The following is a 13,975-nucleotide window of genomic DNA, read 5'->3' on the forward strand; positions in this document are numbered from 1 at the left end:
GACGCGGTACCGACTTCCTCAATCAACCTCCCGCACGCGTGCAGCGGCCCGCTCGGCGAGCTCCCCAACGCCGTCGGCGGCGCTGCGGGAGAGTTCGTCGAGTACGGCGTCGGCGGCGGTGAGGAGGGCACGAGCCTCCTCGGTGCGGCCCGCGTCGGCCAAGGCGAGCGTGAGCCGGTAGTGCTCCTCGGCGATGAAGCGACCGAAGTTGACCCGCTGCCAGTGGCGCAGTGAATCGTCGCCCGGGGTGGCCAGGGCCTCGCGCACGGCGGTCAGGCTGTCCACCGCCTCCGACAGCCGGCCCGCCTCCCGCGCCAGGCGGGCGAGGGTGTGCCGGGCCGAGGCCCGGTCCCATGCCCGCTCCTGAAGGGCGGCGTACAGGCGCTGGGCGCGCAGCGCCTGGGTAAGGTCGCCGAGTTCCTCGAAGTCCCACGAGAGTCCGCTCAGCGGAGCCGTGGACAGGGCGCGGGGCGCATCGGGGCGGCGGAGTCTGCTCTGGTCCATGACGATGCTGTCGAGTTCGCGGATCAGCGTCACCCGCGCGAGCTCCGTCATCCCCTGGTCCCGCGCCAGGTCGGCCCAGGTGGAGACCGGCTCGTCCGACGGGTCGGTTCCGAACATCGAGGCGTCGAGCTCCCGCGCCCACGCGCGCAACTCGTCCGCGCTCGAACCCGGTTCGGGCATACCGCTCAGCCCGCACGCCGTGTCGAAGTCCGTCTCGCGGACGTCGAGCAGCAGCGGAAGATCTCCCGTATCCCCATGCAGCCCCACCAACACGGCCGCCAGCCGCAGTTCGTCCGTCATCGACGACCGCGTCTCGTGCCGCAGCAGATGCCGCAGCAGCGGCAGATCGCTCTCGCCACGGTCGAACTGCGCGGCCCGCAGGGTGGCCCGGCGCCGGACCGGGTCATCGGCGACTGCACGCCAAGCCGTGCGGTCACCGTCCCGCAGACGGGCGAGATCGGCACGGCCCGCCGCGAGCACACGCTCCCACACTGGAGGCCCGGCCGGGCCCAACAACTCGTACGCACACCCCTCATCCGCGTTGAGCAGGACGAAGTCCGGTTCGGTGCGCAGCAGCGCGGCACGCAGTCTGCTCACCAGCACGACCGGGGAACGTTCCGGAAAGCCCAGCGCCGCGCGGAGTTCGGCCCGCTTCTCGTCGATTCCGTAGTGCTCACGGATCCCTTCCTCGGTCTCCGTGACGTACGCAAGGATCTTCTCCTCACCGTCGTCGGGCGACAGCAGCAGGCAGTCGCGCCAGCAGGGCAGGCCGATCATGAGTTCCAGGGCCTCGTCGACGCTGGACCCGATGATCCCCGCGGCGCCGTCCGAATCGGCGTAGAGCACCGAGCCGTCCGCGCACACGAAGTACGTACCGCCGGTGTCGTCCCCGGCCACCGTCTCCAATGGACCGCCCGAGGCGAGACGGACCTCCTCTCCATGGCCGTGCGCCGCGCGGTCCAGGTCGAAGTCGAAGGGGAAGGCGGTCAGTTCGGCCAGGCGGCGGTCCTGCCGCAGCAGCCGTAGCGCGCGATCGGTCATGCCGCGGAAAGTAGCACCACCCCCTGACCAGGCATGTGGGGCGGATTGCGGAGGGGTCGAACGCCGTCGCACAACGATGTCCGATCGCCGCCAGCGCCCTCGTGTCGCGGTGCGCAAGCTGGTGCCATGACGATGTCATCCCTTACGGAATCAGCGACGGTTCTCACCGGCATGTACGCGGCTGAGGCGGAGTACCTGGCGGCCGGAGGCCCCGGTGAGGCCTCGTTCGATCTGCTCGCCCCCTTCTTCGCGCGAAACGTCGAACTGCACCAGGCAGCCGCTCTGCCGTACGGGGGCACGTGGCGAGGGCACGAGGGCATGGCGCGGTTCTTCCTCAGGATGGGAGAGGTGTGGGAGTCGTTCGACATGGTGGAGCAGCAGTTCCTCGCCACCGGTGCGACCGCTGTCGTACTCACCCAGGTCCATGCCCGCGCTCGCGCGACCGGCCGTGAACTCGACTTCCCCATCGTGCAGACGATCACGGTCAAGGACGGGCGGATCACCGAGGTCCGGCCGTTCTACTGGGACACGCGGGCCATCGCCGACGCCTGCGCCGTGCCGACCCCGACAGACTGAGGAAGCCTCCTGGTCGGCGCCGAAAGCGGCGTCCACTCGCTGCCCTCGCCCGTTAAGGTTTCACCTCAAGGGGAGGACGTCGAGTGGCTGTCGTGCCGCTCGCCAAAGCAACGCGCGGAGACGGCGGGCCGGGGCACGCACCCGGCAGCCAGGTCGACCGCGGAACATTCTGGGGGGACGACTCACCGTGAAAGACGCGCCGACGCACGCTGCCGACACCGACACCGACACCGAGCAAGCCGACGACGCCGCCGACCGGAAGGTCGTCGAGCAGGAGCAGGCCGCGATCAAGGACTTCGTGAAGGGGCTGAGCGGGGACGACATCAAGTCGGGCGGCTGGTTCACCAAGCTCGCCGCTCACGCCATGAACACGTACACCGAGAAGGTCGACTGGCAGTACTTCCAGGACCGGTACGCGGGTGTGCCCGCGGATGTCATCGTGGACCAGCGGATCAAGATGGCGGCCCGGTACGCCGCGCTCGAAGGCGGGCTCTCCGCCGGCGCCTACACGGCAGCCGTCGCCGCCACCATCGGAAGTCTCGGGGGTGCCTCACCGGCGACAGTCCCCGCGGCCGTGGCGACCGTGACGGTCGACGTCGCGTTCGTCACCCAGCTCCAGCTCCGCCTGGCCTACGACATCGCCGTGCTCTACCGGGTCCCACTCGACGTGCACGACCCGGACGACCTGTGGAAGCTCATCCGCGTGGCCCTCACCATCAAGAGCGGCGAAGTGGCCAACAAGACCGTGTCCAAGGCGGTCCCGGTCATGATGCGGCCACTGATCAAGCGCTTCTACTCGAAATCCGTACTCGCCGCCGGAAGGGCGCTGCCCGTCGTCGGAAAGCACCTCCTGCAACGCAACGTCATCAAGATCGGCATCCCGCTGGTCGGCGTCCCCCTCTCCGTCCTGCTGAACCGCTACACCACGCTCGTCGCCGGCCGGCATGCGCGGGCCGTCTTCCGCAACGAGGCGCGGGTGATCGAACTCGCCGCAGGGATCAGCGAGCGCAGTCGGCACCCGCAGCTGATGCTGTGGGTCGCGTGGCTCGTCATCAGGGCGAACGCGAAGGCCAAGATCGCCGACGACGAGGCGCTGCTGATGCGGCACCTGGTGAGGTCGGTCCGGGAGAGGCACGAGGTGGTCGACGAGAGGTTCGCGCAGGTCGTCGACGTCGACCCCGCCGAGGTGTGGAAGCGGGTGGACGCCGAGCCGGGCGACCTCAGCGACGTCGTCGATGCGGCGCATCGGGTGGCCACCGTGGACGGTGACCTCAACTCCCGTGAGAAGGCGATCCTCACGGAGCTTCAGAAGCGGTGCAGTCGGGACTGAGCGACTGCGAGATCCCGGCCCCGCGCCAAACGCGGGTCGATGTTCACGACAGCCTGCTTGGTGGCTTTGGTCATGTCGCTGCCAAGGCGGTTGGCCATGAGGTGGCATCCCGTCGAGGCGGATGAAGCGAATCGCCAAGCCGGAGTCCTGGGCACGCGAGGCGTAGTGGAAGCCGGTCAGGACGAGTGCCGTGTCCCGGGGCGCCGGCAAGGGTGTCTTGGCAGGCCCTCGCCACCCGGTACAGGTCGGGGACCTGGCTCGGCCGCGGGGACCTGGCCCCGGCCGCGCCGCTCCCCCGGCCTTCAGTAGTTCCACGGCTGCCGCATCCAGCGTCGTCCGCACTTGCGCCTGGTCCTCTCGGCCCACCTCCGCACCGCGTGTGGCCTCCAGTTCGGGAAACCCCTGCGTCGCGCAGAACCACATCCAGGCCTTCCGTGCCTTCGCGTACGTTTCCCTTGCGTTGGCCGGTCACAGGCGCCGATGCACTCGGTCCGCGAAGTCCATCGGTGACCCATGCCCCCTGCCAGGTTCTACCAGGAAAGCTCACTATTCACTGCATGCTCAACTTCCGAAGAGAACCGTCCAGATCGCGGCCGCGTGGGCGGCCACGAGGACGAGTTGCTCGGCGTCGTTCGTGCGTTCGGGGGTGGAGGTCAATCGGCGCAGTGCCGCTTCGGTGTGGCGCAACAGGGCCGCGTACGGCTCAAGTACGCCTCTGCCGGGGCCCGGGGTTCCCGTTTTCAGCGGTCGGCCGTGCTCGGGCGGACCCCCCGGTGCGGAGGCCGCGGCTTTCCGCGAGGGTCCCACTTTGATCCCACGCCGGCCGTGGGCTGTGGATGACCAACAGATCGCAAATCCACGCGGACGGGGGGCGCGGATCCCTGCCCAGGCGGAAGCACAGCCGATCACCTCGATCGGTGTGTTCGAAGAAGCCCCATAGGGTGGCGAGATGACCCCTCCCTCCGACCGGGCCGCTCTGGATCTGCTCGATGCGTACTTGGCGGCTCTGTGGGGCAGAACAGACCCCCCGCCGGGACCGCTCCGCCCCGCAGCAAGCGAAGGAGGCGAACTCGCCCGCTGGGCTCTCGCCCAGCTCCAGAGCCTCCCCCGTGAGCCGAACGACGCCTTCCTCCGTCAGGTCGGCAGCCTGCTGGCGGAGTTCCGCTCCCGCCGGTGCCCGTGGAACGCGGCGGCGTTGCGGCTGCTCGACGACACGAACGTCTTCGTCGCCACTGGCCCTCGGCGGTACGAGGACTGGGCGCACGACGTCCGCGCCGTGCTGCACCGGTCGGTCCCCGACCCCCGAGGCTGGATCCGGCTGAGCTGGGAATGCACCGACACTGCCCGTCACGCGGTACCTGCGTACCCTTTCGACCCTCCGGACGCGTCAGTGCTGCCCAGCCGTCTGTACCCCCTGAAGGCGGAGGCCGCGGTCGCCGCGCTCGCGATCATGGCCGAGGAATGGCAGTCGGAACCCGCTCCCGTCCGCGCCCGCCCGAACCGGGACTCCGTGCTGGCGGACGCCCGTACCCTGCTCGGCCGCTACGGCCCCGCCGCGCGCTACTGGACCAACGCGAAGACCGCCGCCTCCGACCCGGGTGCGGACTTCCTCGCGGCGGGCCTTCAGGGCACCGAATCCCACCGCTTCCTCACCTCCGAGTACGTCGACGGCCTCTGCCTCTTCGAGGAACTGGGCCTGATCGCAGTGACCGATGACGAGGTGGGAGTCTTCTGGTCGATCGGGGCGTACTGACGAAGTGCGGAGAGGGTCCTGGCGACTGAAGACCGTCTCCCATGGCCTGGACGCCGTGGGCCGGGCACCGACCCGCGGCCCACTCCCCCACCTTTTCCCTGGGCGCGTAGTGGCTCCGTCCGGGCTGGAGGCCGCGTTGTGCACCTGGCTGCTGTGACCGTCGAGTAGGGCTACCTGCTGGGCCATCAGCTCCGCAAGCAGGGCCTTGTACTGCTCTGGGCGCTGGTCTCGCAGGATGTCCATGCACACCCGGGTCCCTTGGACGGACGTCTCGGGCGTCATCTTCTTGTGCAGATGGTGAACGCAGTAGAAGGCGTCGTCGCCGGGGAGTCGGTTCGGCTGCTTCGGCTCCGCCGTTTCTGCGTTCGCGGGCCGAGCTCTCCTGCCCCGGCACGCGGCTCCGGGATGGCCTCGGAGCCCACCTGCTCGCGCTCGGTGGGCAGTGCGGGCGCGCTGGGCCGAGGCGTTGGCACCGGTGAAGTGGCCGACGCCGTAACCGGCGAAGTGGTGGCATGGTCGGCGGGCGTCTCCGGGAGTATCACGCCGTGATGATCGGCGGGGCTCCCTGAGCGCTCGACGACCTGCCGGTTCCGCGCCTCCGCCTTCTTCCGGGTCGCTTCCGCCCGTTCGTCAGCCTTGGCCCGCTGCTCCTCGGCGCACAGATTGCCGAGGTTGCCGACGCGCTCCACCTTCCGCGCCCCGGTCACCAGGTCCTTCTGCAGCTCGGGAGCGACCTTCAGCAGGGACAGCTTGCTGGAGATGGTGTTCTGCGGATGCCCAGCCGCTTGGCCGGCTGTCGACGACGATGTACTGCGCCCCGTCGTCGAGGTCGCCTGCCCGGTCCGACCGGTTGCGCAGGTAGGCGTCGACCGTGGCGACGGCGATCGGGGTGATGAGGCCGACCTCGCGGACGCTCTGCACCGTCTCGTCGAGGTTGCGCAGGTCGTTGCGCGGGGGGGTCAGGGTTTTCGCTGATGAGGGTGACCGACAGCTCGGTGATGGCCAGTTGGCACCCCTCTCGGTGCCCCGCCCGGTGCTGGGCGGGGCTTTCCAAGGGATCCTGCCCGCGTCTCACACCGGCAGCGCGTGCAGCTTCTTCCCGTGCAGGGCGAAGACGCGCTTGCCGTCGGTGGCCACCAGCCAGGCGTGGTAGTCGCCTGTCTTGTCGTTGAACGTCCAGCGCACCGCGCCGGTGCTCGCGTCCATGGCGATGATGCCGCCCTGCTTGTCCAGGTCCGTGGCGCCGTAGAGGGTGTCGCCCGCCTTGACGTACTGCCGCAGCACCTGGAGGCCCGCGTCCGCCAGGGCCTCGGACTTCCAGAGCTGCTTGCCGGTGCGCGGGTCTATGGCCCGCATCACCCTGACGCTGTCGGCGACGTAGAGGACGTCCTCCAGTACCGCCGGTTCCCTGAAGAGCGCCCCGTCCGACGCTTCCAGGGTCCACTTCTCCTTGCCGTCGGCCAGGTTGAACGCCTGGAGGGCGCTCCCCTGGGGGACGATGACCAGGTCCTGGTGGACGGTGAAGAAGCCGTAGTTCGTCTTGGTCGTCTTGTGCGTCCAGACCTGCCCGCCCCCGGCGGTGTCGCGCACGGTGAGGTTCTTCTTGAAGTCGGTGTAGACGAGGTGTCGGCCCCGGACGGCGGCGTGGATGCCGTTCTGCTCGGTGCCGACATCACGCTGTTCCTTCCAGGCGACCCTGCCCGTGGAGCTGTTGAGCGCGGCGATGACGTTGGTCTTGGACGAGCCGTCGTCCTCGAGGATCTCGGCGATGACGTACACCTGCTCGCCGTCCACCGCGATCGGCCGCGGCTGCCGGTACTCCTTGCCCAGCCGGCTGCGCCAGGTCTCCTTGCCGGAGGCCGGGTCGTAGCCGATGACGGAGCCGTCGTACTCGCTGCTGGCCAGGTACAGGGTGTCCTCGCTGAGCAGCAGGGGTGCGCCGGGGACCGCACCGCCCGGCAGGGACCACTTCTGCTCGCCGGTCGCGGCGTCGAGGGCGGCCAGTGGACTGCCGCTGGCGATGACGACGCCGCCCGCGGCCACCAGCTCGTCGTTGTCGCCGTAGGTCTCGGCCGAGGTCGGCTTGGTCCAGAGCGGTTCGGGAGCCTGCCCGTTCCCGTTCCCGTCGGCGTCGGCCTCCTTGCCACCGCCCGGCTCGTCACCGCCGGCGTTACCCGGGTCCTCGACGTCCACGGCGTCGTCTTCGCAGCCCACCGTACCGGCGGTCAGCGCCGCCAGAGTCAGACCGCCGCCTGCCCACCGCAGTACACGTCGCCGGGAGGGGAAGCCGGACACCGCAGGTGTTCTGCCGTCCGACGTGACGTCTCGCATGGTCATGTGCCGTACCCCCGTGATTGGTCGGTGCAGGAATCCGCCAGGAAGGCCCACGCCGTACCGAACACACTGACGTACGCCTCTGCGACCAGGAACGTTAGCCGGGCTCCCCCGCACGCTCACACCGTCAGATCCCAACCGCGACAGCACCGTGAAGCAATCGAGACAACTCGTCGCCGATCAACTCACGACGGTGTCGCGGGCGGCCGTCCCGCGTGGGCTCAGGCCTCCTCAGGCTTCCTCAGCCTTCCTCAGCAGCCGGAGCGAGGGCCTTCCCCAGGAGGTCCACCAGCTGGCGCAGCTCGTCGGCCCCCAGCCGTGTGAACGGGGTCAGCGCCAGCGTGGCGTCGATGACCGCGGAGCGCACCCGGCGCCCGTCCTCCGTCAGGGCCACGACGCGTGAGCGGCGGTCTGCGGGGTCCGGGGAGCGTTCGACGAGGCCGCGGTCGGTGAGTTGGTTCATGACGAAGCTGAGGTTGGGCGCGTTGCAGTACAGGCGGCCGGCCAGGGTCTTCATCGAGGGCGGTGCCTGGTCCGGGTCGATGGCCCAGAGGGCCTGGGCGGTCGCGTGGGTCAGGCCGTGCTCCGCCAGGACGGCCTCGATCCGGTCGCTGGTCCGCATGAACAGCTCGTGGTTCGCCGCCACCGCCGCCTCGAGGGTGCTTCGCGTCATGGACGCATCGTACGCCTATTTACTTCGAGGCTCGAAGTGTATGTTGGAGTCAATTGGTTCGAGACTCGAAGCATCTGGTCGATCCTTCGCGGGCCGTTCCATGTCTTCTTCCCGTCGCACAGGAAGCGCTCACCCATGCACGCATACACGAACACCACCGCCCTGGTCACCGGCGCGTCGAAGGGGATCGGCGAGGCCTACGCACGCGAACTCGCCTCCCGGGGCGCGCACTTGATCTTGGTCGCCCGCTCGGCCGACGCGCTGCACGCCCTCGCCGACGAGATCCGGACCACGCATTCCGTCCGCGTCGACGTGATCGCCGCGGACCTGTCGGACCGGCAGGCGCCGCAGCGGGTCGTCGATGCCGTCGACGAGCTCGGTCTGGATGTGGATCTCCTGGTCAACAACGCCGGGATGGGGGCCGTGGGGCCCTTCTTCAGCCGTCCCCTCACGCCCAACCTGCGGTCCGTCGACGTGAACGTCACCGCGCTGGTCGGACTGGTCCACCTGCTGGGTGCCCGCATGGTCGAGCGCGGCCGCGGCGGCATCGTCAACATCGCCTCCACCGCCGCCTTCCAGCCCATGCCGTACCAGGCGAGCTACGCCGCGACCAAGGCGTTCGTGCTCTCGTTCACCGAGGCGGTCGCCGAGGAGGTCCGCGGCACCGGTGTACGGGTGATGGCGGCCCACCCGGGAGCCACCGCCACCGGGTTCTTCGACCGTACGACCGCGTCCATGAATCCGAAGTTCACGGACGACCCCGCCGATGTGGCCGCCAGGACGCTCGACGACTTCGCCCGGGGCCGGGCCGTCTCCTTTCCCGGGCGTGCGTCCCAGCGCGCCGGCGTCTGGGCCTCGCGAGTGCTTCCCCGCACCACGGTCACGCGCCTCACCGGCACCCTCAACCGCCGGCTGGGATTCCACCAGGCCGGCGATCTCGACCCCGCCGCCGCACAGGAGCGGTGATGACCCTGCTGAGCGAGCCGCTGCGGCTGCGCAGCGGTGCCGTGCTGCCCAACAGGATCGCGAAGGCGGCGACGGAGGAGTTGCTGGCCGCGCCGGGGCAACTGCCCGGTGACGCGCTCACCGCGCTCTACCGCCGTCTGGCGGCGGGAGGCGCCGGGCTTCTGATCACCGGCCACGTCATGATCGACCGGCGGGCGGTCGCCCAGCCCGGCGACGTCGTGCTGGAGCGGGACACACCGCTGGCCCCCTTTCGGGACTGGGCGGCGGCCGGGCAATCCGCGGGTGGGCAGGTCTGGATGCAGATCAACCACCCGGGGCGCGTCGTCCCCAAGGATCTCGCCCGCACCACCTGGGCGCCGTCCGCGGTGCCGATCGACGTGGGCGGGCTGTCCGGCATGTACCCCACACCCCGTGCCATGACCGCCCTGGAGATCGACGAGACCGTGGAGCGGTTCGCCGTGACCGCGCGGCGGGCGCGGGAGGCCGGCTTCGACGGAGTCGAGATCCACGCCGCGCACGGCTACCTCCTCTCCCAGTTCCTCTCGCCCTTGGTGAACCGGCGCGACGACCGCTGGGGCGGCGGCCTCCCCGACCGCGCCCGGCTGCTGCTCGACGTCGTGGGCGCGGTCCGCGAGCGGGCCGGTGCGGGCTTCGCGGTCGCCGTCAAGCTGAACTCGGCCGACTTCCAGCGCGGCGGCTTCGACACCGATGACGCGCGGGACGTGATCAAAATGCTCGCCGACGCGGGGGCGGACCTGGTCGAGCTGTCCGGCGGCAGCATCGAGAGCCTGGCCACCGCCGGCTTTCCGGCCGACGGCCGCGCCCTTGCCCGCGAGGCGTACTTCCTCGCACTCGCCGAACAGCTCCTCGCCTCCTCGCCGCTACCCCTGATGCTGACCGGCGGCATTCGGCGGCGCGCGGTCGCCCAGCAGGTGATCGACTCCGGGGTCGACGTGGTGGGGCTGGCCACGGCGCTGGCGATCGACCCCGCCCTGCCCGGGCAGTGGCTCGCCGGGCGCGACGCACGGGCCGAACCGCCCCGCACCCGGGTGCGGAACAAGACGCTGGCCGCCGCGGCCCTTCAGGCCCTCACCTCGCGCCGGCTCGCCCGTCTGGGCCATGGCAAGTCGTCCAGGCCGCCCTACTCCCCCGCCGTCGCCCTGGTCCTCGAACGGCTCGTCCGCGGACGGCGGCGACGCGGCTACCTCGCGTGGCGTCGGACCGCGTGAGGACGCGTCCCGGGGAGCACGCGGTACGGCGCGCCCCGTTCATGCCCGGTACCCCTCGCTCCGCCGGTTGGCGCGGTCCACCTCGCCCATGTGTGTCTCGGCCCACTCACGGAGTGCGGCCAGCGGTTCCTCCAGGGTCAGGCCGAGCGGGGTGAGCCGGTAGTACACGCGCGGCGGGACGGTGGCCTCGACCCTGCGGCCGACCAGGCCGTCGCGGGTGAGGCCCTGGAGGGTGGCCGACAGCATCTTCTGCGAGATGCCGGGCATCCTGCGCTGCAGTTCGGCGAACCGCACCTCCTCCGGGGATGCCTCGGCCAGCACCTTGACGGCCATGGACGTCCACTTGGTGCCGATCCGGTCGAGGAGGCGACGGGTGGGGCACTGCGGGTCGAACAGGTCTCCCCGAGCACCGTCCGGGGATCGCGACGCCCTCGACGTCGAGGAGGAGGTCACCTGCGGCTCACCACCTGTGGCAGAAGTGCGGTCTTGGCTACGCCAGCATAGTTACCTACCGTTTTGTTGTCACCATTGGTAACCGCTCCGACAAGGGGATTCCCCGTGCCCGCACCCGTCACCTCGCCCCGGCCCCGCCCTTCCGATCCCCGTCCCCTCGACGACGTCGAACTCCGGCGGGTCGCGGTCAACGGCATCGACATCAACGTGGCCCTGTACGGCGAGGGCCCCGCCGTGCTCCTGCTGCACGGCTTCCCGCACACCTGGCAGCTGTGGACCCGCGTCATGGGGCCCCTCGCCTCACGCCACCGGGTGATCGCGCCGGACCTGCGAGGTGCGGGGGCCAGCACGCGTGCGGCGGACGGCTACGACGCGGGCACGCTCGCGTGCGATGCGGAAGCACTGCTGGACGCCCTCGGAGTGCCCTCGGCGGCCGTCGTCGGCATCGATGCCGGAACCCCGCCCGCGTTCCTGCTCGCCATGCGCCGGCCGGACCTCGTCAGTCGGCTCGTCGTCATGGAATCACTGCTGGGCGGACTGCCGGGGGCGGAGGAATTCCTCGCGCAGGGGCCGCCCTGGTGGTTCGGCTTCCATGCGGTGCCCGGTCTCGCGGAGACGGTGCTGACCGGGCACGAGGCCCAGTACGTCGACTGGTTCCTGGGCGCCGGGTCCCTCGGCGAGGGTGTCGATCCCGCTGTCCGGGACGCCTTCGTACGGGCGTACACCGGGACCGACGCCCTGCGCTGCGCCTTCTCGTACTACCGGGCGCTGCCCGCGAGCGGCGAGCAGATCGCGGGCGCCGTCGCCGGCGGGCGGTTGACCGTCCCGACGATGGCCGTCGGCGCTCGTCCGGTGGGCCGGGCCCTCGAACGGCAGCTGCGTCCGGTCGCCGATCACCTCGTCGGCCACGTGATCGAGGACTGCGGGCACATCATCCCGCTGCACCGTCCCGCTGCGCTGCTCGGCCTGCTCGAACCGTTCCTCGACCCGAGGCCCGGTGCCGACGGCTCGCCCGCCAGGGGTTGAGGATCGCGGCGTCGGACATACGCCCGTCCGGCCCACCGATGATTTCCGGCCCGGCCGGCAGTCGTAACGGACAAGAGAGCAAGGAGCCCCCCATGTCCGTGCAACGACCTGCCGCCGAGCAGCCCACGACCGACCGGCCCAGGACCGAGCGGCCGACGACCGAGCTCGACGCCCGCTACAGCTCCGCACTCCATCCCCGTCCCGGCGCCGCGGACGTCACCGCCACCGAGTGGGCCGAGGCCCGGCGGCGGACGGAGGCGGCCGAGATCTACTGGGCGGTCACGATGCGGCCCGGCGGCGGGCCGCACATCACGCCGGTGATCGCGGCGTGGCACGACGGTGTGCTGTATTTCTCCACGGGACCGGGCGAGCAGAAGGCCCGGAATCTCGCGCGCGATGCGCACTGCGCGCTGCTCACGGGCGGGAACTCGCTCACCGAGGGGTTCGACCTCGTCGTCGAGGGCGAGGCCGAACCGGTCGGCGACCCCGCGGTGCTGGAGGAGGTGATCGCGGCGTTCGAGGCGAAGTACGGGGCGCACATCACCTCGGCCGAAGGCACCTTCCACGGCATCGGGGACGCCATTCGGCGCTCGGACGATGTGCTGTTCGCGGTGGCCCCGGTCACCGCGTACGGGTTCGGCCGGGACGACGGGGTCTACAGCCACACGCGGTGGAGCTTCTGAGTCACCGACTCACCGTCCAGGTCGCCGAGTTGGACGTGAGGTCCCGTACGGCGCGGCTGCGGACGGCGGTCGTCGTGTCGACCACCGTGGCGGTCACCCGGTGGGTGCGCCGGTCGGACGGGACGCCGAGGGCCGCCGGAAGGACCGACGTCCTGCCGCGGGCCTGTCGCGCCTCGCGTCCGTCGACGTACCAGCGGAGCTGCGGACGGGAGAGTCCCGTGCCCGGGCCCAGGTCGGCGAGTTCGACGGAGAGCCGGGTGAAGCGGGTGGCCTTGACGGCGGTGTTCCGCAGCGGGGTGAGGGCGTTGGCGGAGCGGTAGAAGCCCGCGATCATCGCCTCGCGGCCCGGGAGGTTGAACCGGTCGGTGTTCAGCGAGCGCATGATGGAGTTCTCCGTGGGACGGTAGACCCCGTATTCGTAGTAGTCGGCGCCCTCGAAGGTGCCCACCACTCCACCGCTCGGGTCGGGCTCGCCGAGCCATGCCGCCCACTTGGTGTGCTGTGCGGCCATGCGATCCGCGGTCAGCGTCGAGGCGTTGGGGTACGCCGGTTCCGGGTGCGGGTAGTCGCCGTAGCCCGCGTACTGGTACTCGTCCGCCAGGAGGCCTATGGAGTGGGCCATCTCGTGGGCGGCGATCAGGGTGGAGCGGTCGTTGTCGGAGGAGAGCGTGGAGACGCCGTCGTAGCCGTAGTCCGCCGCGAGACCGGAGTAGCCCGCGCCGCCGTACTTGGCGGAGTTGGAGACCACGATGACGAGGTCGGTCGCGGGGGCCTTGTCCGCGTAGGTCTTCGTCCTGTCGAGGTCGACACAGATCAGGCGCTCCGTGTCGCCGCACCAGAAGTACGAGCCGAGCGCGGTGTTCCTGACGACCTCCCGGGTCGGGTCGCCGGTGACGCCGGAGTCCTCGGAGACGGCCTGCACCGCCCAGACGTTGAAGAGGCCCTCGTAGCTCTTGTACGGGTCGATGTCGGTGACCTCGTCCCACTTCGTGCGGGCGTCCTCGAGGAAGTCGTCCTGCTCCGCCGCGGTGTAGCCGTCGCCGATGATGGTGACGTCGAGGCGGTCGGCGGTCGGGCCGGTCTCGGCGAGCGGGACGACCTCTCCGTCCTCGGAGTCGGTGGCGCTGCCGCGTTGCCGGGAGTCGGACGCGGCCGGCCGGGCCCGTTGCGTGTGCGGGCTGTCCGTCGGGACGCTGGTCCGTGCTCCCTCGCCGGCCGGCTCCGGGAAGTACTCGACGTCGACGTACGAGCCGGTGCCGGGTGTCGGCGCGTCGGCGGCACCCGCGGTGTGCACCGCGGCCAGGGAGACGGAGAGGGCGAGGACGGCTGCCGCCGCGGATCTACGCATGCCTATGTGCACGAAGCTCTCCCCGACCGAACGACGAATGATGTAACTGAGAACGTAAT

General features: G+C 70.6%; 13 protein-coding genes. 7 read left to right on the plus strand and 6 right to left on the minus strand.

Annotation, left to right across the window (positions count from 1 at the left end; all coding sequences use genetic code 11):
• Positions 1-18: 18 nt before the first annotated feature.
• Positions 19-1,545 carry a hypothetical protein gene (locus B9W62_RS05920; protein WP_087805866.1) on the minus strand — a complete coding sequence of 509 codons (1,527 nt, stop codon included), beginning with the start codon at positions 1,543-1,545 and terminating at the stop codon, positions 19-21.
• A 126-nt stretch (positions 1,546-1,671) separates the two neighbouring features.
• Between B9W62_RS05920 and B9W62_RS05925 the strand changes: the two genes are divergently transcribed.
• The gene (locus B9W62_RS05925) at positions 1,672-2,121 is read left to right on the plus strand and encodes a nuclear transport factor 2 family protein (protein ID WP_179235371.1); all 450 of its coding nucleotides are present in this window, start codon (positions 1,672-1,674) and stop codon (positions 2,119-2,121) included.
• 187 nt (positions 2,122-2,308) lie between these two features.
• Positions 2,309-3,451: a hypothetical protein gene (locus B9W62_RS40595; protein ID WP_256976200.1), complete on the plus strand. Its 1,143-nt coding sequence runs from the start codon at positions 2,309-2,311 to the stop codon at positions 3,449-3,451.
• A gap of 561 nt (positions 3,452-4,012) precedes the next feature.
• Here the strand turns inward: B9W62_RS40595 and B9W62_RS40600 are convergent.
• Positions 4,013-4,138, minus strand: coding sequence for a hypothetical protein (locus tag B9W62_RS40600; RefSeq protein ID WP_256976201.1), 126 nt, complete (start codon positions 4,136-4,138; stop codon positions 4,013-4,015).
• A 262-nt stretch (positions 4,139-4,400) separates the two neighbouring features.
• Between B9W62_RS40600 and B9W62_RS05935 the strand changes: the two genes are divergently transcribed.
• Complete coding sequence (locus B9W62_RS05935) at positions 4,401-5,204, plus strand: hypothetical protein (protein ID WP_087805868.1); 804 nt, start codon at positions 4,401-4,403, stop codon at positions 5,202-5,204.
• 1,071 nt (positions 5,205-6,275) lie between these two features.
• Here B9W62_RS05935 and B9W62_RS05945 read toward each other — a convergent pair.
• Complete coding sequence (locus B9W62_RS05945; protein ID WP_087805870.1) at positions 6,276-7,541, minus strand: PQQ-binding-like beta-propeller repeat protein; 1,266 nt, start codon at positions 7,539-7,541, stop codon at positions 6,276-6,278.
• Positions 7,542-7,779: 238 nt separating this feature from the next.
• Positions 7,780-8,211: a MarR family winged helix-turn-helix transcriptional regulator gene (locus tag B9W62_RS05950; RefSeq protein ID WP_087805871.1), complete on the minus strand. Its 432-nt coding sequence runs from the start codon at positions 8,209-8,211 to the stop codon at positions 7,780-7,782.
• Between the two features lie 135 nt (positions 8,212-8,346).
• On the opposite strand from B9W62_RS05950, the gene B9W62_RS05955 reads away from it, so the two are divergent.
• Positions 8,347-9,177 (plus strand): SDR family NAD(P)-dependent oxidoreductase, encoded by an 831-nt coding sequence (locus B9W62_RS05955; protein ID WP_087805873.1) that lies wholly within the window; start codon positions 8,347-8,349, stop codon positions 9,175-9,177.
• Entirely contained in the window at positions 9,177-10,406 is a 1,230-nt protein-coding gene (locus tag B9W62_RS05960; RefSeq protein WP_087805875.1) for an NADH:flavin oxidoreductase/NADH oxidase family protein, read from the plus strand. Before B9W62_RS05955 ends, B9W62_RS05960 begins: the two co-directional genes overlap by 1 nt.
• Positions 10,407-10,445: 39 nt before the next feature.
• Here B9W62_RS05960 and B9W62_RS05965 read toward each other — a convergent pair whose 3' ends face one another.
• Positions 10,446-10,859, minus strand: a complete 414-nt coding sequence (locus tag B9W62_RS05965; protein WP_087805877.1) for a winged helix-turn-helix transcriptional regulator — start codon at positions 10,857-10,859, stop codon at positions 10,446-10,448.
• 195 nt (positions 10,860-11,054) lie between these two features.
• Here B9W62_RS05965 and B9W62_RS05970 point away from each other — a divergent pair, with 195 nt between their 5' ends.
• Positions 11,055-11,885 carry an alpha/beta fold hydrolase gene (locus B9W62_RS05970; protein WP_256976751.1) on the plus strand — a complete coding sequence of 277 codons (831 nt, stop codon included), beginning with the start codon at positions 11,055-11,057 and terminating at the stop codon, positions 11,883-11,885.
• Positions 11,886-11,977: 92 nt separating this feature from the next.
• A complete protein-coding gene (locus B9W62_RS05975) occupies positions 11,978-12,568 on the plus strand; it encodes a pyridoxamine 5'-phosphate oxidase family protein (RefSeq protein ID WP_087805880.1) in 591 nt (196 codons plus the stop codon).
• Position 12,569: 1 nt separating this feature from the next.
• Here the strand turns inward: B9W62_RS05975 and B9W62_RS05980 are convergent, their stop codons facing one another.
• Positions 12,570-13,916 (minus strand): M64 family metallopeptidase, encoded by a 1,347-nt coding sequence (locus B9W62_RS05980; protein WP_256976202.1) that lies wholly within the window; start codon positions 13,914-13,916, stop codon positions 12,570-12,572.
• Between the last annotated feature and the right edge of the window lie 59 nt (positions 13,917-13,975).

Origin of the sequence: Streptomyces sp. CS113 (assembly GCF_002188365.1) — a bacterium.
Lineage (GTDB): Bacteria > Actinomycetota > Actinomycetes > Streptomycetales > Streptomycetaceae > Streptomyces > Streptomyces tendae.

Bases quoted from the DNA above. Each gene is read 5' to 3' on its own strand.
- B9W62_RS05975 (WP_087805880.1), top strand. From the start codon at position 11,978: ATGTCCGTGCAACGACCTGCCGCCGAGCAGCCCACGACCGACCGGCCC.
- B9W62_RS05960 (WP_087805875.1), top strand. From the start codon at position 9,177: ATGACCCTGCTGAGCGAGCCGCTGCGGCTGCGCAGCGGTGCCGTGCTG.
- B9W62_RS05980 (WP_256976202.1), bottom strand. From the start codon at position 13,916: ATGCGTAGATCCGCGGCGGCAGCCGTCCTCGCCCTCTCCGTCTCCCTG.
- B9W62_RS05925 (WP_179235371.1), top strand. From the start codon at position 1,672: ATGACGATGTCATCCCTTACGGAATCAGCGACGGTTCTCACCGGCATG.
- B9W62_RS05950 (WP_087805871.1), bottom strand. From the start codon at position 8,211: ATGACGCGAAGCACCCTCGAGGCGGCGGTGGCGGCGAACCACGAGCTG.
- B9W62_RS05920 (WP_087805866.1), bottom strand. From the start codon at position 1,545: ATGACCGATCGCGCGCTACGGCTGCTGCGGCAGGACCGCCGCCTGGCC.
- B9W62_RS05945 (WP_087805870.1), bottom strand. From the start codon at position 7,541: ATGACCATGCGAGACGTCACGTCGGACGGCAGAACACCTGCGGTGTCC.
- B9W62_RS05935 (WP_087805868.1), top strand. From the start codon at position 4,401: ATGACCCCTCCCTCCGACCGGGCCGCTCTGGATCTGCTCGATGCGTAC.
- B9W62_RS05955 (WP_087805873.1), top strand. From the start codon at position 8,347: ATGCACGCATACACGAACACCACCGCCCTGGTCACCGGCGCGTCGAAG.